This window comes from Jatrophihabitans sp. (assembly GCA_036389035.1).
In the GTDB taxonomy this organism is placed as follows: Bacteria; Actinomycetota; Actinomycetes; order Mycobacteriales; family Jatrophihabitantaceae; genus Jatrophihabitans_A.
Genome location: DASVQQ010000025.1, coordinates 41,627 through 59,973, shown reverse-complemented (window position 1 = coordinate 59,973; position 18,347 = coordinate 41,627). Strand labels below are relative to the sequence as shown.

19 protein-coding genes and 1 tRNA gene are annotated in these 18,347 nt (G+C 68.4%); 19 read left to right on the top strand and 1 reads right to left on the bottom strand.

The window, feature by feature from the left end:
- The first annotated feature begins 4 nt into the window (after positions 1-4).
- The 6 genes from VF557_14885 to VF557_14860 all read left to right on the top strand — a co-directional run bounded on the left by VF557_14885 (position 5) and on the right by VF557_14860 (position 4,536).
- Positions 5-745 (top strand): alanyl-tRNA editing protein, encoded by a 741-nt coding sequence (locus tag VF557_14885; GenBank protein ID HEX8081494.1) that lies wholly within the window; start codon positions 5-7, stop codon positions 743-745.
- 36 nt (positions 746-781) lie between these two features.
- Positions 782-2,638 carry an FAD/NAD(P)-binding protein gene (locus tag VF557_14880; GenBank protein HEX8081493.1) on the top strand — a complete coding sequence of 619 codons (1,857 nt, stop codon included), beginning with the start codon at positions 782-784 and terminating at the stop codon, positions 2,636-2,638.
- Positions 2,639-2,770: 132 nt separating this feature from the next.
- Positions 2,771-3,244, top strand: coding sequence for a lipopolysaccharide assembly protein LapA domain-containing protein (locus tag VF557_14875; protein HEX8081492.1), 474 nt, complete (start codon positions 2,771-2,773; stop codon positions 3,242-3,244).
- Positions 3,244-3,699 carry a hypothetical protein gene (locus VF557_14870; GenBank protein HEX8081491.1) on the top strand — a complete coding sequence of 152 codons (456 nt, stop codon included), beginning with the start codon at positions 3,244-3,246 and terminating at the stop codon, positions 3,697-3,699. The genes VF557_14875 and VF557_14870 overlap by 1 nt, the downstream gene beginning before the upstream one ends.
- A gap of 202 nt (positions 3,700-3,901) precedes the next feature.
- Positions 3,902-4,321 (top strand): TIGR02611 family protein, encoded by a 420-nt coding sequence (locus tag VF557_14865; GenBank protein ID HEX8081490.1) that lies wholly within the window; start codon positions 3,902-3,904, stop codon positions 4,319-4,321.
- Positions 4,322-4,461: 140 nt separating this feature from the next.
- Positions 4,462-4,536: transfer RNA gene (locus VF557_14860), tRNA-Val, on the top strand.
- A 57-nt stretch (positions 4,537-4,593) separates the two neighbouring features.
- Here the strand turns inward: VF557_14860 and VF557_14855 are convergent.
- Complete coding sequence (locus VF557_14855) at positions 4,594-5,799, bottom strand: site-specific integrase (protein HEX8081489.1); 1,206 nt, start codon at positions 5,797-5,799, stop codon at positions 4,594-4,596.
- 1,122 nt (positions 5,800-6,921) lie between these two features.
- On the opposite strand from VF557_14855, the gene VF557_14850 reads away from it, so the two are divergent.
- From VF557_14850 to VF557_14790, 13 genes are all read left to right on the top strand, one after another.
- The gene (locus VF557_14850; GenBank protein ID HEX8081488.1) at positions 6,922-7,629 is read left to right on the top strand and encodes a hypothetical protein; all 708 of its coding nucleotides are present in this window, start codon (positions 6,922-6,924) and stop codon (positions 7,627-7,629) included.
- The gene (locus VF557_14845; GenBank protein HEX8081487.1) at positions 7,617-8,558 is read left to right on the top strand and encodes a hypothetical protein; all 942 of its coding nucleotides are present in this window, start codon (positions 7,617-7,619) and stop codon (positions 8,556-8,558) included. Before VF557_14850 ends, VF557_14845 begins: the two co-directional genes overlap by 13 nt.
- A 15-nt stretch (positions 8,559-8,573) precedes the next feature.
- On the top strand, positions 8,574-9,257 hold the full coding sequence (locus VF557_14840; GenBank protein ID HEX8081486.1) for an SAF domain-containing protein: 684 nt from the start codon (positions 8,574-8,576) through the stop codon (positions 9,255-9,257).
- A complete protein-coding gene (locus tag VF557_14835) occupies positions 9,254-10,117 on the top strand; it encodes a hypothetical protein (GenBank protein ID HEX8081485.1) in 864 nt (287 codons plus the stop codon). The genes VF557_14840 and VF557_14835 overlap by 4 nt, the downstream gene beginning before the upstream one ends.
- The gene (locus tag VF557_14830) at positions 10,114-11,499 is read left to right on the top strand and encodes an ATPase, T2SS/T4P/T4SS family (protein HEX8081484.1); all 1,386 of its coding nucleotides are present in this window, start codon (positions 10,114-10,116) and stop codon (positions 11,497-11,499) included. Before VF557_14835 ends, VF557_14830 begins: the two co-directional genes overlap by 4 nt.
- Before the next feature lie 2 nt (positions 11,500-11,501).
- Positions 11,502-12,458 carry a type II secretion system F family protein gene (locus VF557_14825; GenBank protein ID HEX8081483.1) on the top strand — a complete coding sequence of 319 codons (957 nt, stop codon included), beginning with the start codon at positions 11,502-11,504 and terminating at the stop codon, positions 12,456-12,458.
- Between the two features lie 5 nt (positions 12,459-12,463).
- Positions 12,464-13,354, top strand: a complete 891-nt coding sequence (locus tag VF557_14820) for a hypothetical protein (protein HEX8081482.1) — start codon at positions 12,464-12,466, stop codon at positions 13,352-13,354.
- A 52-nt stretch (positions 13,355-13,406) separates the two neighbouring features.
- Positions 13,407-13,604 (top strand): hypothetical protein, encoded by a 198-nt coding sequence (locus VF557_14815; protein ID HEX8081481.1) that lies wholly within the window; start codon positions 13,407-13,409, stop codon positions 13,602-13,604.
- Between the two features lie 16 nt (positions 13,605-13,620).
- A complete protein-coding gene (locus VF557_14810; protein ID HEX8081480.1) occupies positions 13,621-14,061 on the top strand; it encodes a TadE family protein in 441 nt (146 codons plus the stop codon).
- A 38-nt stretch (positions 14,062-14,099) separates the two neighbouring features.
- The gene (locus VF557_14805) at positions 14,100-14,519 is read left to right on the top strand and encodes a TadE family protein (protein HEX8081479.1); all 420 of its coding nucleotides are present in this window, start codon (positions 14,100-14,102) and stop codon (positions 14,517-14,519) included.
- 80 nt (positions 14,520-14,599) lie between these two features.
- Positions 14,600-14,989 (top strand): pilus assembly protein TadG-related protein, encoded by a 390-nt coding sequence (locus VF557_14800; protein HEX8081478.1) that lies wholly within the window; start codon positions 14,600-14,602, stop codon positions 14,987-14,989.
- Positions 14,989-15,699 carry a hypothetical protein gene (locus VF557_14795; GenBank protein ID HEX8081477.1) on the top strand — a complete coding sequence of 237 codons (711 nt, stop codon included), beginning with the start codon at positions 14,989-14,991 and terminating at the stop codon, positions 15,697-15,699. The genes VF557_14800 and VF557_14795 overlap by 1 nt, the downstream gene beginning before the upstream one ends.
- 25 nt (positions 15,700-15,724) lie before the next feature.
- A complete protein-coding gene (locus tag VF557_14790) occupies positions 15,725-18,313 on the top strand; it encodes a hypothetical protein (GenBank protein ID HEX8081476.1) in 2,589 nt (862 codons plus the stop codon).
- The last annotated feature ends 34 nt before the right edge of the window (positions 18,314-18,347 follow it).

Here is an 18,347-nt window from a genome sequence, read left to right as displayed (position 1 = left end):
ACACGTGAAAGAGCATTCGCACGGCACTCATCGGCTGGACTGGGAGGACGCCACCCTGCGGGAGTGGGACTGCACCGTCCTGTGGTCTGATCCCGCTGACCCCGAGGCGGGCATCGTGCTGGACCGGTCGGCCTTCTATCCCGGCGGTGGCGGCCAGCCGCCCGATCACGGCGTGCTGCTGTGGGGCGGGGTGCAGACCCGGATCGTGGGCACCCGCAAGGGCGATGACCTGTACCTGCTGCCGGCCCCGCAGGACCCGGTTCCGCCGGCCGGCACCGCGGTGCACGGCGCGCTGGACGACGTCCGGCGCAGCACCCTGATGCGAACCCATTCCGGGCTGCATGTGCTGTGCGGAACGGTGTTTCGCGATTTCGGCGCCCTGGTCACCGGCGGCAACATGGAGCCCGGCGAGGCCCGGATGGACTTCAACCTGCCCGACATCCCCGCGGACTTCAAGCAGAGCCTGGAAGACGCGGTGAACGCCGAGATCGCCGCTGACCGGGCGATCGAGGTGCGGTACCTGCCACGCGAGCAGGCGCTGGCCATTCCCGACATCATCCGCACCCAGGCGGTCTTTCCGCCTGAGACTGAGGAGCTGCGGATCGTGGACATCGTCGGATTGGACGCCCAGGCCGACGGCGGCACGCACGTCGCCTCGACCCGCCAGATCGGTCGGGTGCAGGTCTACAAGGTGGAGAACAAGGGCCGGCAGAACCGCCGGGTGCGCATCCGGCTCAGCAGCTGATCCGGTTGATTCCTGATGGTGGCGAGGAGGTAGGTCATGACCGCTGAGACGTCGGTGGCCATCATCGGCTTGGGCTCGCGGGGGCTCGGCGTCCTGGAACGGCTGATCGCCCTGGCGGGGTCGGACCGGCCGGTCCGGATCGAGGTGATCGACCCGGTCGGCGACGGCGCGGGGGTGCACGCCCAGCACCAGCCGGACTACCTGCTGCTTAACACCACCTGCGCCCAGGTGTCGATGTTCCCCGATGCCTGCACAGTCGGTGACCAGGTGCGCGACCCGGGTCCCTCGCTCTATGAATGGGCAGTCGGGCGCGGCCTGCGCATCGCCGAGGACGGGTTCACGGTGGGCGCGACGGGACGGCCGATCAGGCCGACCGACTTTCTGCCGCGCCGGCTGCTCGGGCAGTACCTGCAGTGGTTTCTGGACTGCCTGCTGACCCGGCTGCCCGATCAGGTGACGGTGCGCCTGCACCAGGCCGAGGCGCTGGACCTGCACTCCGACCTCGATGGCGGGCTGCAAATCACGCTGTCCGACGGCTCCCGGCTGTCGGTCCAGCACGCCTTTCTGACCACCGGTTACACCCCGAACCTGCGGGCCGGGTCCGAGGGGCCCGGAGCTGAGAGGATCATCGCCGAGCCGTACCCGCTGCCGGAGCGGCTGGCCGCGGTGACCGGCGGGCAGGGGGTCGCGATCGGCGGCTTCGGGCTGTCGGCGATGGACGTGATGTCTTGCCTCACGGTCGGCCGGGGCGGTCGGTTCACGCCGGACGGCGACCGGTTGCGCTACCAGGCCAGCGGACGGGAACCGGAGCTGCTGTTCTACTCGCGCTCGGGCCTGCCGTGCCGGGCCCGGCCCAAGGTCGTCGAGTTCGGCGCCCGGTACCGGCCGCTGGTCTTCACCCGGGACGCCATCGACCTGGCCCGGCTGCAGCGGCAGGGCCCGCTGGATTTCGACCGGGATGTCTGGCCGTTGGTGCTGACCGAGCTGCGGATCGCGTACCGGCGCACGCAGGCCCGGTGTGCCGGTACGGCTGCTGAGGCGGCGTTGGCCGGTGAGCTCAGCCAAGCGGCGGACCTGGCGGGCGCCACCGGGATCGTGGCGGCGCTGGACGCCCTGGACGCCCGGCTCGGCCGCTTCGACCCGGTGTCGGCCCTGGACGGCTCAGCCGGGATGTCCTTGCACAGCAGCGCTTCCTACCAGCGATGGCTGTCGACAGCGGTCGGTCAGGACCTGCGCGAGGGAGTGCACGGGTTCCTGCGCAGCCCGCTGAAGGGGGCCTTGGACGTGCTGCGCGACCTGCGCGAGCAGTTTCGCTACGTCGTGGACTTCGGCGGCCTGACGCCGGCCTCGCTGGAGGAGTTCGCGGCCCGGGTCGTGCCGGTGTTCAACCGCGCGGTGGTCGGCCCGCAGTACGAGCGGCACCTGGAACTGCTGGCGTTGCTGGAGGCCGGGGTGGCCTCGGCGCCGTTCGGGCCGGCCCCGTCGGCGCGTTGGCAGCCCGGTTCGGGGCGCTGGCAGCTGACCTCGAGCCGGCTGAGCGAGCCGCACAGCCGCGAGGTGGACTGGCTGGCCGCTGCCTGGGTGGAGCCGCCGGCGGTGGACAGCTCAGCGAGCCCGTTGCTGAACTCGCTGTTCGGCAAAGGCTGGATCCGCCGGCACCAGCCGGGCAGCCGGCAGCTGGTGGGCATCGACATCGACTCGAACCAGCACCCGATCGATGTCGAGGGCCGGGCCGACCCGCGGCTGTGGGTGCTCGGCCCGCTGTGCGAGGGCGCCACTTTCTACAACCACCTCGTGCCCTCACCGGGGGGCCACTCCAGGCCGGTGCATGACGCGCACCGCTGCGTCAGCGCCCTGCTGGCCGCCGACCGGGTGCCGTACCTAGCGGTCTGAGCGGCGTTGGTGAGCCGGGCCGGCCGGTCGGCACGTCCGCGAGGTGGCACGGCAGCTACCGAGTAGCGTTGTCTTTCAGGCCGTGAGATGTCCAGCAGCGTGGTATCGGCGCGGCGTCGAAGGAGTTCTGAGATGACCGATCCCTACGATCCGTCGCTGCCTCGATCCAGTTCTGACCTCGGTGGCCCACCCGGCACCGGGCCACGCGTGACCCCACCGTCCCTCGGTGTGGACCCGGCCGCGACGGCCGGCCGCGAGCCGCTGGGCGCACCCCCCGCCGGGGCTCCGGTGTCAGGCGGTTCGGGCCATCCGGCCCCGGGTTTCAACGAGAAGGGCCACGTCCGGGCCACCAAGACCAGCGGGGTCTGGATCGGGCTGATCGCGACCGCGCTGTTCGTGATCCTGCTGATCATCTTCATCGCCCAGAACTCCCGGCGGGTCACCCTCAACTACTTCGGCTGGGAAGGCCAGTTCTCGCTCGCGCTGGCGCTGCTGCTGGCGGCGGTGCTGGGCATGCTGCTGGTCGCGATCCCCGGCACCCTGCGGATCATGCAGCTGCGCCGGTCGCTGCGCAAGAACGCCCCTGGCGGCAGGAGCCTGGGCTGATGGCGGACACGGGGGAGGACTTGCTGCAGCGGTTCGGCCGGGCGGCCCACCCGGAGCGGCGGGTGGCCAAGCAGCGCCCGCCCGGCGCCAGCGACGAGTTGGTGGCGGCGCTGGGCAAGCTGTCCGAGGCGCTGGAGGTGGTGGAGGAGGCCCGGGGGCTGCTCTACACCTTTCACCGCCGCTCGGGCACGGCCGATCGGGTCCTGCAGGAGGCGGTGCAAGCGCTGCGCGACGCCGGCGAGCACGAGACGGCGGGGCAGGTCGCCGACGTGCTGGTGGGCCGTGACGTGATCCCGGGGTGCTGGACGTTCCAGATCGTCGAGCAGTACGACGCCCAGTACTGGCAGCCGTTCCGGGCCGTCGAGGCCGACGTCCGGCAGCGGTTTGCCGGGGGCGCCGCGCACATCTATGAGGCCGAGATGAAGCACGGCGAGCAGCAGCCCGGTCAGGGCTGAGCCGCTGCGGGGATTCTCGACCTCAGCCAGCCGTCACCCATCGGGTCAGGGTGACCGGTGGGTGAAAAGTAGGGCTCGCAGACTGACGTGGTAACGGGGTCAAGCTGACAGAATGGTGCCGGGCGTTGGACCTGACAGCAGGCTCAGCCACCCATTGAGACCGCCCGGTGCAGGGGCCGGCGGCAGGACGAGCGGAGCACGCGTGGCTGAGAACCCGGTGGGGAGCACCACCGAGCAGGACGAATGCGCCACGCCTCCCGACGAGTCCGGGCCGCAGCCGCCCAAGTGGCTGCGCCCGATCCGCAACAAGGTCAGGTGCATCCCTGGCGGCGCGCTGGCCTGGCGGATCATGGTCGGCACCCTGGGCCTGGTGATCGTGGTCGTCGGGGCGGTGCTGATCCCGCTGCCGGGGCCGGGCTGGCTGATCGTGTTCGTCGGGGTCGCGGTGTGGGCCACCGAGTTCACCTGGGCCCAGCGGCTGTTGGAGTACGGGCGCGGGGTGCTGCATAAGTGGACAGAGTGGGTGAAACGCCGCTCGCTGATGACCCGGATGCTGATCGGCCTGGGCGGGCTGTTGGTGCTGGCCGGGGTGGCCGCGTTCTTCTTGATCACGGTTTTCTGAGTCGAGCGCTTACGGCTGTCCGGCGGGGTTCTGCGAGGGGGTTCTGGACTCCTGCCGGACTGCTCCGGAGCCCGCGGTGGGTGCCCTCGGGCTCCGGCGGGCGCCATGTAAGCTAGCGAGGTTCCAACCGCACCAGGTGCGGGCGATTAGCTCAGCGGGAGAGCACTGCCTTCACACGGCAGGGGTCACTGGTTCGATCCCAGTATCGCCCACCATCTACAGCCCTTGTAATCCGGTCCTCTGGCGGTTTCACGAGGTTGATCGGAGATCGCTCACAAACCCTCGGGCCGCACTGGGGCCACGAGGTAATCGCGTCGGAGCGCATCAAGGCTGCCCCCGACAGCATCGAGATCATCGTCGAAGAGGTCGGCGTAGACGTCCAGCGTGATCGCTGCTGAGGCGTGGCCCAGCATTCGCTGCAGCGCCTTGACGTTGGCGCCCGCCTTCACGGCGAGACTGGCGGCGGTGTGCCGGAGTTCGTGCGGTGTGAGCCCGGGGACGCCTGCATGGGCTGCGGCATGGTTGAACCACCCCCGCCGTGCGTTTCGGTTCCTCATCACCTGGCCGTCCGGTGAGGTGAACAGCAGATCGTCTGGGCTCTTGCTCGGGATGTAGACACTTAACTCGTCGGCCAGAAAGCCGGGGATCGGCACCCAGCGGGCCTCGTGACTCTTCGGCATGCCCCATACAAGGCCTGCGCGATCAACCTCTACGACCGCCGCCTTGACGTGCATGCGCCGCCGCGACAGGTCTACCGAATCGACTCGCATTGCAGCGATCTCAGACCACCGAAGACCGCAGTAGGCAAGCATGAAGACGGCCAGGCGGTACTGATCCCGATGGGTGAAGGATCCACGACGAGGCGCACCTGCTGGAACGGTGCCGGCCGCCACCGCCATTACCTCCACCTGCTGCACGTTGAGGTACTTCTTGCCCTTCGAGTTGGCGCGAGGTAAATCAACTCCCTTCGCCGGGTTGGCTGGCAGTCGCTTGCTCTTGACGGCCATTTGAAGCACCCCGGCGAGGATGAAGTGAATCTTGCGGACGTGTGCGCCGGACAACCCGGATGCGACCAGCTCAGCGACCCATGACTGCACGTCCTCGAATTCGACGGCCGCGAGCGGAACTTTGATCCAACGCGGCAGGACGTGCTCGTTCATCACGTTGCCGTAGGTCGCTTGCGTGGACTTCTTTAAGCTTGACTTCGACGCCGTCCACTTTGATGCCATCTCGCCGACCGTGATCTTCGCCCGAACCGGGTCGACGTACGTGCCGTCCAGCTTCGACGACTCCGCGTTGACTGCGAACCGGTCGGCGTCGGCCTTACGTGCGAACGATCTGTTTCGCTCGTCCCCGGACGGAGTCCGGTACCGGACGCGCCAACGCTTACCCGTGCCGTGGCGCGAGGTCGCAGTCCTGATGACCTGGCCGTCGATGCCTCGTTGCTCGGCATACCAGCGATCCTGAACACTCGCCATTTTCCACCCCTTTCCATTGCAGCGGAGGGTATGGGGTGGGGTTGACAGGCCCACGGCACCGCTGACCCCGATCGAACGCGACGCGGCACCGGAGCGAGAGCGTCAGCTCGCTGGCCGACAGACGGTCTGGTTGCGCTCACACTCGGCGATCCACGCATGCACGTCCCCTCGGCGATACACCACGCGCCTGCCGAGCCGGAAGCTCGACGGGCCGCTACCGATGTGACGCCAATAGCGAACCGTGGAAGCAGGGGCTCGGGTAATGACTGCGACCTCTGCCGTAGTGAGTAGGTCATCGTCTGGGCCAAGGACGGGCATCTCGATTCCTTCGAACGGGCGGTCGCGGTTCGTCCGCTTACTAGGATCAGGTGAAGGAGATCGCTGATTGGTGCCAGTCATCCGGGTAACAGCGTTATAACGAATGACTGAGATGAACCGCTCATCCGAAGCCTTCTAGGCCCGTCGTCCTTATTCGTCTGGAGCCGGGCGCGCCCCATTCGGCGAGGTCGGCATACACACGGTGCGGGGCTGGCTCGCCCTGCGAGGTTCATGTTCGGATACGAGCCAAGGCAAACGACTAAGCCCATCAGTGGGCGATCCAGCAGCGAGCGGTGCTTGTTGAAGGCGCTGTTCGATCCGACCGCGGTCAGCTACTCAGGGTCGATGAGCGCCGACGGGGTTAACCCAGCCGCTGAGCGGCTGATTCGCCCGGTCCGCTCTCAGGAAGTACCACGGTCGCCAGCCGCTTAACCGGGCCAGGCCTCTCCACCGGACTCACCCCCTGCGGAGTGAAGGTCTGCAAACCGTCACCCCACTGGGGTGACGGTTTGTTGAACAGCTCTGTAGACCGTCATCGACATGAGCAGCCCATGACGGAGGGACGCAGAGGGATGACATCGCGCTGGGCCGGACGGAGCAGGGCCGTGGGGACGCAGCGCTCACGGCACCTGACGCGCGGTTGTTCCGTGGAGTTCTCGCCCACTGATCGAACTGGTCTCGACCGGGTACTCGACCACTACCGCCGCCGGTTGACGGGCTTCGACCCGACAAGGCGCGGCTGCGCCGTGATCAACTTCACATACATTGTTTTAGGCGTAAAAGGTCCGAAGTCGTGATGACAGGATGAACATCGAATGCGTGCAGTCACCTCTGAGAGGACGCGTGATGATATCCGGGCAGGCTGGACAAGGTCGTGTGGTGCGCTCTGGGCTGCCGGTGCTCTTGGCGGCGGTGCTTCTCGCCGGCTGCGGAAGTACCAGCGGCGTACGCATCCAAACACCCAGTCTTGATCCGGGGCCGTCGACAAGCGCATCAGCTACCCCCTCGACCTCGACAACTTCCGTTGCCAGGACGACGACGCCCCCCGGCTCCCTTGGCGTACCGACTCCGAGCGTCACGCCTCAGGCGCAGCGCGCAGTAGATGCCTACATCGCCTTTTACAACGCGTCCGGCGCTGCGGACCGAGATCCGGCACATGCTGATATCGCAGCGCTTGACCGCTACTTGACAGGCAAAGCCAAAATCCTGTTCGACAGCAATTACGCCAGCATGAAGAAGTCAGGACTCGCCTACCGGGGTACGGCTCCGAACCCCCGCGTGAAGGTCCGGCAGATCTTCTCGGCTAAGTCAATCTTCTTGGAGAGCTGCCCGCTGCTATCGACAACCGACCCATACGTCGAGTACACGGTGTCGAACGGCAAACCTGTGGCTGCCGCAGTTAAACGCAATCCGCCGCCGCCCTATCTGCTGATCCTGCCGATGGTGAAGGTCGGTGACCACTGGAAGCTGTCCGATGTCGTCCAGAACGCGAGCAAGACGTGCACTGGCTGATGGTGCGCCGTAGCTGCCCCGCGTGGCTGTTGATGGTGCTCCTATTCGCGCTCTACATCGTTTCGGCGGCGTCAGCACATGCCGACGGCGGGAGCGGCGGCTGCAACGTGCTGAAGGACCCCACGTGCACGGTGAGCGTCGGCGGCCTCGGTGCTGGCGGCAGTGGGAGCACCGGCGCCGGTGGTGACGGTGGTAGCAGCGGAGTCTCGAAGGACCCGTGCGCGGTGTATCCGGATGCGGTGTATGGAGACAGGCCACCGACAGTTTCGCGCGCGTGCGCAGATGAGTTGCAAGGCAAGTACTGCAACGCCATCCTGGGCGACATCCTCGATGGGCTGAAGTATCCGAGCGTCAACAACCTGACTCCTGCGCAGGCCGTGCTCGTCAATGGGAATCTTGCGCGAAGCGGCTGTCCAGTGATTGTGACAACTGCGACGCTCGCTCAGCGGGCGTTCGACTCGATCGTATTTCCTCGTCCATCGGGGCACCGGTCGCCGTCGGAGGCCCAGCGCTACAACGGTTACCCGTTTACCTATGTGGGGTTGTGGACCTACTACTGGACGGACCCGGCCATCTGGAGGCCGCTGACTGCAACGGCATCGGCGGCAGGGCTGACCGCGACGGTCACTGCCACACCGAGCTCATTGTCCTTCGACCCAGGTGATGGATCGGGCAGTCAGTCCTGCGCCGGTCCGGGGAGGCCGTGGTTGGAGTCAGACGGTGATAGCGCACCGAGCGAGGGTGCGTGCGGTTATCGGTACTCACGCGTGACGGGTCCGGGTTACGGCCATCCGATCACCTCGACGCAGACCATCGTTTGGAAGATCACGTGGACGGGCACCGGCAATTCCGGTGGCGAGATTGCTGCTCTGTCCACCTCGACTTCGGGCCAGCTGAATGTGCTGCAAATCAAGACCGTGAATCGGTAGCCGAGTGGAGCACGCATGACGTCTTTGAAAAATGACGCCGCGGCATCAATGACGGGCCACGGCGCGCTGCCGGTCGCCAGGGTGGGCGCACCGCTGCCGATCCGGCAGAAGCGGCCCGGCTATGCCGCGCTGGCGGTGGTGCTGATCGTCGGCCTCGCCGCTCTGGGCGCGTACTTCTACTCGCAGGCGGGGAAGAAGGTGCCGGTCGTCGTTGTCACGACCCGCGTGCCGGTCGGTCACACGATCGAGCGTTCGGACTTGTCGACGGTGCAGATCGCGGGCAACGTGACCGCGATCGGCGGTGCGAATCTTGACTCCGTTGTCGGCCAGACGGCGGTGGTGGAGTTGCTGCCCAACACGTTGTTGCAGCGGGCAATGGTGACCTCGGCGCCGGCGCTGACCAGTTCGGCCGCGCAGGTCGGTGTCGCGGTCAGCCCAGGGCAGATTCCGGCCGACGGTCTGAACCCGGGTGACATGGTGCAGGTGCTGCAGCTGCCGGTGAAGAACAACGCGAGCAGCAGCGCGGCGACTCCTGCTCCGTCGATGTTGGCTGACAGCGCGACGGTCTACAGCTCTACCAATGACCCGTCGCGGTCCGGTGGCACGCTGTTGACGTTGGTTGTGCCCAAGTCGGCGGCGGGCGCGGTCGCGGTGGCCAGCAACGCCGGGCTGATCGCGCTGATCCTGGTGGGCCGGTGATCATCACGGTGTGCGCGGACAAAGGCTCGCCCGGCGTGTCCTGGACGGCGACGGTTCTGGGGATGGTGTGGCCGGGGGAGCGGGTGCTGCTGGAGGCCGACCCGTCCGGCGGTGACGCGGCGCTGCGGCTGCGGACACCGGAGGGGCAGCTGCTCCCGCCGCAATCCGGGCTGCGGGGGTTAGCAGTCGACGGGCGGAGCGGGAACCTGCCGGCATCGCTGCTCAGCTATGCGCATCAGACGAGCCTGGGGGTGCCGGTCATTCCGGCCACCGACATGCGGACCGAGGACTTCGCGCTGATCGCCCGCCAGTGGCCGGCGGTCGCCGCGGCGGTGGACCATTGGCCCGGTGCGGTGATCGCCGATCTCGGGCGGTTGCAGGAGGACAGCTCGGCCGGGCCGGTCGCCGCGGCGTCGAGGATCGTGCTGCTCATTGCCCGGTGCACTCCGGAAGAGCTCTACCACCTGCGGGAGCGGGCCGGCGCGCTCGCCGTCCGCCTCGGTCAGGGCACCCACGGCCGGTCGCCCCTGGCGGTAGCGATCATCTGCCCGGCTCGGCAGCACTCGGCCCGACTCCGCGACGTGAAGGAGCTCCTGGCGGCTGAGGCGTCGACGTCGACGATCCCGGTGGCCGGTTGGATCGCTGAGGACGAGCGCAGCGTGCAGGCATTGAGGGACGGGCAGCTGACGAAGAAGCTTCTCGGTGGCGACCTGCTTGCGTCGGCGCGCGAGCTCACCCGGACGCTGCTGGCCTGGTGGCCGACCGATCCCGCCACTGGTCAAGGTCCGCCGTCGCAGGCTCTCGACGCGCCGGCCACTCGTGGGGCGCCGTGGATGGACGTGGGCGGGTGGTCGCAGTGAGCGATCTGCTGGATTACACGCTGATCCGCAAGCTGCAGGGCCAGGTCGCGGACGCGCAGCTCGCGGATCGGCGCGAGCTGCAGGCGTCCGGGCGGCCGGTGCGCACTTCGGCGGATGAGCAGCAGCAGGCGCAGAGCATCATCCGCCGGGTGGTGTCCCAGCATCTGCAGGACCTGCTCGCCCGTCGTGAGGAGCTGCCGGTCGATCCGGCGTTCGAGACGCGGCTGCGGGCGGCGATCTTCAGCGCGATCTACGGCGCGGGGGAGTTGCAGGAGCTGCTGGACAACGAGCTGGTCGAGAACATCGACATCAACGGCTGCGAGCAGACCTGGGTCACCTACGCCGGTGGGGTCAAGGAGCTGTGGCGGCCGGTCGCGGCCACGGACGAGGACCTGATCAGCATCGTGCAGAACCTGGGGTCCTACGCGGGGATGAATGCCCGGCCGTTCAGCCCCGCGGCTCCGGAGCTGGACGTGCGGTTGCAGGACGGGTCGCGGCTGTCGGCGGTGATGTCGGCCACTGAGACACCGTCGGTGAGCATCCGGCGCAACCGCTATCCGCAGATGTTTCTGCGCCCGGATTTGGCTGAGGCCGCGAGCAAGGCGGGCGGCGAGCGGCTGCCGGATCTGGTCAGCCTGGGCACGGTCGATGAGCAGGTGGCCGACTTCCTGCACGCGGCAGTCCGGGCCCGCTGCAACATCGTGGTCGGCGGGGCCACCGACGCGGGCAAGACCACGCTGCTCCGGGCGTTGATCAACTGCATCGACCCGCTGGAGCGGCTGATCACCATCGAGAAGGCGCTGGAGCTGGGCCTGGGGCGTCATCCGGAGCTGCACTTCGACGTGCGTGAGATGGAGGAGGTGCTGTCCGATGCTGAAGGCCGGGGCGGGCTGGACATCGCCACGTTGGTGCGCCGGTCGCGGCGGATGAATCCCTCCCGCGTGATCGTCGGAGAGGTGCTCGGACCGGAGGTCGTCGAAATGTTGTCGGCGATGGCGCAGGGCAATGACGGGTCACTGTCGACCATCCACGCCCGCGACGCGTCCGAGGTGTTCAACAGGATCGCGACCTACGCTGTGCAGAACGCGATGCCCTCCTTCGAGGTCGCCCATTCACTGATGGCCGGGGCGATCGACTTCGTGGTGTTCGTGGAAAAGAACCCGAAGCTGGGGCTGCGCCGCACCGTGACCGAGATCGTCGAGGTCAGCGGTGTGATGAACGGCCGAGTCGGGCGGTCCGACATCTTTGTCCCCTCCCCGCAGGACGGCCGCGCGGTTCGCAACCCGGAGGTCGCGATCGGGCGGATGCCGAAGCTGGCCCGGGCCGGCTACACCGACGGAATGCCGTCCTGGGCGGCGGCGAACCAGCAGGGCGGGTGGTGAACGTGCCCGGGCTGAACGTGCTGTTCGCGGCGCTGATCTGCGGCGGGATCGGGGCTTCGGTGCTGCTGCTCGTTGTCGCGGTGCGCGGAACGGTGCCGGACCCGACCCGGCCGCCGAACCGGCTTCAGGCGCTGCTGCAACGGCCGCGGTCGCCGCTGTTGATGCTGCGCCTGGCCGCTGGCCTGCTGCTCGCGGTGCTGATCTTTGTGGTGACCCGATGGCCGGTTGCCGCGGTGGGCCTCGGCGGGCTGGTGGCGTTCTGGCCGGCCCTGATGGGCGGCTCGAAAGAAGAGCAGCAGCAGATCGTGCGCCTGGAGGCGGTGGTGACCTGGTGTGAAGCGCTGCGTGACACCACGACCGGCCACGCCGGGTTGGAGCAGGCAATCCCGGCGACCGCGCAGAACGCAGCACCCGCGATCCGCCCTGCGCTGCTGCGGCTTACCGGGCAGCTTCGGTCGAAGGTGCCGCTGGACCAGGCGTTGCAGGATCTCGCTGAGCAGCTGAACCACTCGGCCGACCTGATCATCGCCGCGCTGCAGATGAACGTCCGCACCCGTGGCGACGGCCTGGTCGGCGTGCTCACCAACCTCGCCGTCGCGGGCCGGGAAGAGCTGGACCTGCGCCGCAAGATCACCGCCAGCCGGGCCGGTGACCGTCGCGCGGTGCAGCTGATGCTCGGCATCGTGCTGGCGGTCGCGACGTTCTTGGTGCTGTTCTCCCACACCTACACCGCCCCCTACCGGTCGGTGGCCGGCCAGGTCGTCCTCGCCGTCGTCATGGGTCTGTTCGCGACGTCCTTCGCCTGGATCCGCAAGTTGGCGTCGGCCAAGCCCGCAACGCCGTTCCTGCCGCGCGCCGGGCAGCAGGTCGATCCGATGGAGCAGCGGCTCATCACGGCGCTGACCACCGGTCCGGAGCCGGCGGCGATGGCGGGCACTCCGCGGGCCGGTGCCCGGTGATCGGAATGGCGGTCGTCGGCGCCGCGCTGGGAGCGATGCTGTTCTCGCTGATCCTCAAGATCGTGCCGCCCAAGCGCAGCGCCATCGTCGAACTCGGCCAGTTCTACGCCCACTACCGCGCCTCGGACACGGCGGTGGCCTCGTCGCCGACCGCGTCGGACACCCAGGGCCGGATCGGCGCCTGGGCCAGCGCGGAGCTGGCCAAACGCGGAATCAGATACACGAGCCTGCGCCACGATCTGGCGCTCACCGGCCAGTCCTTCGAGACCCTGATGGGCCGCAAGGTCATCGCGTCGGTCAGCGGGTTCCTGATCGGGCTGGTGGCGTTGGCGACGTTGCGGTACCTCGCCGGCGTGGGCCTGCCGACCGGGGCACCCCTGGCGGTAGCCATGATCGTCGCCGTCGCGCTCTTCGTGGCGCCGGACCTCGACATCCGGAAGGAGGCCACGAAGCGGCGGGCCGAGTTCACTGAGCAGCTGTCGATCTTCCTCGACCTGGTGTCGCTGAAGATGGCCGGGCACGCGGCCGCCGCAGCCGCGCTGCCGGAGGCGGCGCAGCGTGGTGGGGGTTGGCCGATGATGCTGATCCGCGACACCCTCTTCCGAGCGCGGCTGTCCGGGCAGAACGAGTGGGACGCCCTCGGCCAGCTCGGTGAGCGCATCGCCGTGCCGGACCTACGTGAGCTCGGCGCGCTCATCAAACTCGTCGCCGACGACGGCGCCCAGGTCCGGACCACCCTCACCGCACGCGCCGCGTCCATGCGCCGGGCGCGACTGGCCGATGAGGAAGGCAACGCCGAGGAGCGCAACCAGTCGATGCGGTTGGCACACATGCTCATCGCCGTCGGATTCATGGTCTTCGTGGGCTACCCCGCATTCGTCAACATCAACTTCTAGCTCCCTACCACCCTCACCCACGAAGTACCTCACCCCTGAGGAAGGAATCACCTTGATAGAGCTGCAGCTGCTTGGCGCCTGGGCCGCCGAGCGGATCGGCAGGATCCGCGCGGAGTCCGGCGACGACGCAGGCTTCTCCACCCTGGAATGGGTGGCCATCGCCGGCGTCGTGATCGTCGCAGCGATCGTGGTGGCCACGATCCTGATGAACAAGGCCAAGGACGGCGCGAACAGCGTCAACGTCCAGTAGGCGACTCCCGAACCCCATGAACCTTCAGTGGACGTGTCACGCACGACGTAGCCGATGGCGGCGGGTGATCGGAGGCGTTTGCCGTGATCGGGACAGTGGGTTCTCGACAGTCGAGGCCGTCATCGTCATCCCGCTGGTGGTCAGTCTGACGATGATCGTCGTGCAGTACGTGATGCTGTACCACGCCCGCAACGTCACCGAGGCCGCCGCCCGGGACGGTCTGCGGGTGGCGCGCGGCTACCAAGCCTCCGCCGCACAAGGCAAGACCGCAGCCGAGCAGTACCTGACCGACGTCGCACCCAAGCTGCTGGCGGCCCGCAACTGCGATGCGCAACGCAGCGCCGTCACGGTGGTCATGGTCTGCCACGCCGAAGTCGCCTCGGTGGTGCCGTTCGGGTCGTTCTCAGTCACCGAGCAGGCCACCGGCCCGGTCGAGACGTTCGGAACCGGCCGGTGAAGAGGATGCTGCGACGTGTCCGCGCAGGCGCCGCCCGGATGACCGGCGACGACGGGTTCAGCACCCTGGAACTGGTTCTCATCACACCGTTCCTGCTCGCCTTCGTCCTGCTCGTGGTCGGCTTCGGCCGGGTCACCCACGGCCGGCAGGAAGTACAGCACGCCGCAGCCGCGGCCGCGCGGGCGGCATCGCTGGCCAACACACCCGGAGAAGCGCAGACCGCGGCACAGCAAGAAGCGACCGCAAACCTGGCGCAGGCCGGGATCAGCTGCGAATCCCCCTCGCCGCCGACGGTCGACACCTCACAGTTCTACGCCGGGGGCCAGGTTGAGGTGACCATCAGCTGCGTCACAAACCTGTCCGACCTGACCGTGGTCGGCTTTCCCGGGCGCAAGACGTTGACCGCATCGGCCACCGTGCCGCTGGAGCAGTACCGGCAGTTCGGAGGCGGGGGATGATCTGGCGACCCTTCACCCGCCTCCCCCCGGTGGTGCGCGGAAGGCGGGCTCATTTGCGCGGGCAAGCCGAGGCCGGGTTCGTGTCCCTGTACGTCGTGGTGATCACCGTCGGGCTGCTAGCCATGGCTGGTCTGGTCATCGACGGTGGCAACGCCCTCGCCGCACGGGAGCAGGCCGCCGACGTGGCTCAGCAGGCGGCGCGGGCCGGCGCGGACGCGCTGTCGCCTGAGTCTCTGCGGGGAAGCCCGACCGGGCTGACCGCGTCGCCGGCGGCCGCGCAGGCAGCGGCCAACCGGGTTCTTGATACAGCGGGAGTGACCGGCACAGTTAACGTCGACGGCGCCAGCGTGTCGGTCACCGTTGTCGTGCACAAGGACACCACGATCCTGTCGGCGTTCGGGGTCGGGCCGATCAAAGGCAGGGCCACCGCGGCAGCGACCGCCCTGCATGGCACCACCGGAGGCTCCTGATGCGTCGCCTGAGGGCGCTCGGCGCCACCCTGGTTCTAGCGGTCCTGGTCATCGGCATCCCGATCGCGATGGCAGCCACCATCGGCAACCCGGTGCATGGCTGGGCAGATCTGAAGGTCGGTGACCTGACCGACACGGTCCTCATCGACCTGCTCGCCGTCATCGTGTGGGCGGCTTGGGCGCAGTTCGCGGTCTCGGTGCTCGTCGAGATCGGCGCCGCGGTCAGGCATGTGCCGACCCCGACCCGCATCCCACTCGTGCCGCGGCCGTCCCAGCACCTCGCCCACACCCTCGTCAGCGCTGCGCTGCTGCTCGGCACCGCCACCGCAGCGCTGACCAGCCCCGCGCAAGCGATGGCCGCCCCACCCGTCCATACAGCGGCGGCGGTAGCGTCGGCACACGCCCACGGCCAGGCCGCCGCTCCCCCGACTGCGAACACACCGCAGCAGGCCAGCACGCAGAGCAGCTCCCAGACCGGGACCGCGCAGCCTCGGACCGTCAGCTACGTCGTTCCCGCTGACGGTCGCGGGCCGGACACCTACTGGGACATCGCCGAGGCCCGTCTCGGCGGCGGCGAGCACTGGCAACAGATCTGGGACCTCAACCGCGGCCGCACCCAACCCGATGGTGAAGTGATGACCAACCCGGGACTGCTCAAGCCCGGCTGGACGCTCCTGCTCCCCCGCGTCGGCGGCGGCACCGACCGCTGACGGTAGCGAGGTCGAGGATGTCACCGTGCAGGAGGGCGACACCCTGTCAGGTATCGCCGAGGCGCACGGCGTAGCGGACTGGCACCAAGTTTGGGAGGCCAGCAAAGGCATGGCCCAGCCGGGCGGGCAGCATCTGACGAACCCCGACCTGATCCAGCCCGGATGGACCGTCAAAGTTCCAGTCGCCACGCTGACCACACAGCCGCCCACCAACCACCCGGCGAAACCATCGAGGCCAACCCAGCAGACGCCGAATACGCCCGGGCGACAGATGCCTGCCGAGCCGATACCGGACCGGCAGGCCCCGGCCGGGCACTCGCCAGCACCAGCCCAGCCCTCGGCTCCTGCCGCATCCCGCCACGAACAGCACGACAGCCCAGCGGCCAGCCGTTCCACGAGCAGCTCCTCCCAGACACTGATGGAGGCGTTCGCAGGCGGAGGAATCCTGCTGGCAGGTGTCTCACTGGCCGCGCTTCTCCGCTATCGGCGGCGTCAGTTCCGGTGGCGGCATCCCGGCCGGACCATCAGCCCGACACCGCCGGAGCTGCAGCGCGTCGAGCATGCGCTGCTGTCCACCGGCATGGCCGGGATGGCCGACGTGACCTGGCTGAACGCGGCGCTGCGCGGCCTGGTCCACTCGCTGGCGGCCACTGACAGCGGACGCCTGCCGGACGTCGTCGCAGTCCGGATGACCGCCGACACATTAGAGCTGGTGCTGACCGGTGCCCAGCCCGATGCCCCCGAGCCGTGGGTGGTCGACGAGACCGGCACCCGCTGGTTGATCGGACGCGGCGATGAGCTGGGCTATGACCCGGCCGCGCGGGCCTATCACTTCGCGCCGTTCCCGGCTCTCGCATCGGTCGGTTACACCGCGGCGGGGGAGCACTGGCTGCTCGACCTGGAACGGATCGGCGCCATGTCGCTGTCCGGAGACTCGGAAAAGTGCCTGAACCTGGCACGGTTCCTCGCCGCAGAGCTCGCGCACAACGCCTGGTCGGAGATGCTGCAGGTAACCCTCGTCGGCTTCGGCAAGGAGATGGCCGACATCAATCCGAGCCGGCTGACCCACACCGAGGACTTCGACAAGGCGATTGCGTCACTGAACGGCGAACTTGCCTCCACCACCGACGCGCTGCGCCACGCAGGCATCGACGTGCTGGCCGGCCGGCTGCACAACATCGCCGGCGACGCGTGGGTGCCGCACGTCCTCCTCATCGCTCCCAGCGCGGCAGAGGACACCGAAGGGCTCGACCAGCTGCTCACCACCCTGCGGGCGCACCCGTCGCGGACCGCGACAGCCTTGGTCCTGATCGATGATCCTCACCACGCCGACGCAACGCGATGGCAGCTGAGGATCGACGAACACGGAACGCTTCGCATCCCCACGCTCGACGTCGAGCTGATCGCGCAGCAGATTCCGGCCGACGAAGCGGCACAGCTCGCGCAGATGCTCGCCCTCGCCGCCACCACTGAAGACAACCCCGTCCCGGACGCCGCAGGCGACAAGCCGTGGGATGAGTACTCCGACGCCGCCGGCAACCTGCGCCACTCCCAGGCCGTATCTGCGGCGACTACACGCCCCGCTCCGGTGCCCGACGCCAGCCGCGGCACCAAGCAAGAGAGTGCAGACATTCCCGCAATGCACTCGGCTGGGGACCAAGCCGGTTCGGTGCTAACCGTCCCACAGTCGTTGCTTCCGCTGCCGCCGGACACCTACCTTGATCAGACCGCGACCACCCGTGCGGACCTGGACGCGCTCGTCCCGCACGTCGACCAGGCCACCAGGGCACAAGTCGAAAGCATCGACCCCGAGCTGGATCGTGACCTGGCCGCCTGGCACGACCCAGCCTGCACCCAGCCTAAGGTGCGGCTGCTCGGACCGGTCAGCGTGACCGCTCAGGGGTCGCTGCCGCAGCGTAACCCCCGGCTGCTGTGGAACACCGAGATCGTGGCCTACCTCGCCACCCGTCCAAGCGGAGTGTCGGTCGAGACCTACGGCACCGCCCTCTGGCCCGACGACCCGAACATCGCCAGCAAGACCAAGGCGCGGCAGTCCATTTCGATCGTGCGCCAATGGCTCGGCATCAACCAGCGAACCGGACGGGAGCACCTTCCAAAAGGCATCGGCGCGGGGCTTGCCAACCCGTACCGCCTCGAGGAAGCCCTCGTCGATGCCGAACTGTTCCGCCGGCTGCGGCTACGCGGCAGCGCTCGAGGAGCCGAGGGCATCGCCGACCTGTGGGCCGCACTTGACCTGGTCGTCGGCGTGCCGTTCTCCGAGCGCCGACCGGAGGGTTATCGGTGGCTCGCTGACGACGCCCTCGACCACATCTACGCCGGAATGATCGTCGACGTCGCACACATCGTCGCCACCCACCACCTCGCTGCAGGCGAACCGGAGCTGGCGGCCAGCGCCGCCCATATCGCCCTGAAGGCAGGCAGCAGCGAAGACGTTCCCCTGTTGGACCTCGTCGCGGCCTGCGACGCTCAGGGCAACCGCGCCGAAGCCGACGCCTACATCAAACGCATCCTCGCCAACCACGACGCCGAAGTCGAAGAAGACCTCCCGCCCCGCACCGCCGAGATCTTGCACCGTCGCCAGTGGCTGAGATAGGCGCCATTTTGCCGACCGCACCACCGATGGAGGG

What these genes read in the sequence shown, in the direction of transcription:
- VF557_14880 (HEX8081493.1), top strand. Translation starts at nt 782, where the DNA reads ATGACCGCTGAGACGTCGGTGGCCATCATCGGCTTGGGCTCGCGGGGG.
- VF557_14875 (HEX8081492.1), top strand. Translation starts at nt 2,771, where the DNA reads ATGACCGATCCCTACGATCCGTCGCTGCCTCGATCCAGTTCTGACCTC.
- VF557_14870 (HEX8081491.1), top strand. Translation starts at nt 3,244, where the DNA reads ATGGCGGACACGGGGGAGGACTTGCTGCAGCGGTTCGGCCGGGCGGCC.
- VF557_14855 (HEX8081489.1), bottom strand. Translation starts at nt 5,799, where the DNA reads ATGGCGAGTGTTCAGGATCGCTGGTATGCCGAGCAACGAGGCATCGAC.
- VF557_14850 (HEX8081488.1), top strand. Translation starts at nt 6,922, where the DNA reads ATGAACATCGAATGCGTGCAGTCACCTCTGAGAGGACGCGTGATGATA.
- VF557_14840 (HEX8081486.1), top strand. Translation starts at nt 8,574, where the DNA reads ATGACGTCTTTGAAAAATGACGCCGCGGCATCAATGACGGGCCACGGC.
- VF557_14820 (HEX8081482.1), top strand. Translation starts at nt 12,464, where the DNA reads ATGGCGGTCGTCGGCGCCGCGCTGGGAGCGATGCTGTTCTCGCTGATC.
- VF557_14810 (HEX8081480.1), top strand. Translation starts at nt 13,621, where the DNA reads ATGAACCTTCAGTGGACGTGTCACGCACGACGTAGCCGATGGCGGCGG.
- VF557_14805 (HEX8081479.1), top strand. Translation starts at nt 14,100, where the DNA reads ATGACCGGCGACGACGGGTTCAGCACCCTGGAACTGGTTCTCATCACA.
- VF557_14795 (HEX8081477.1), top strand. Translation starts at nt 14,989, where the DNA reads ATGCGTCGCCTGAGGGCGCTCGGCGCCACCCTGGTTCTAGCGGTCCTG.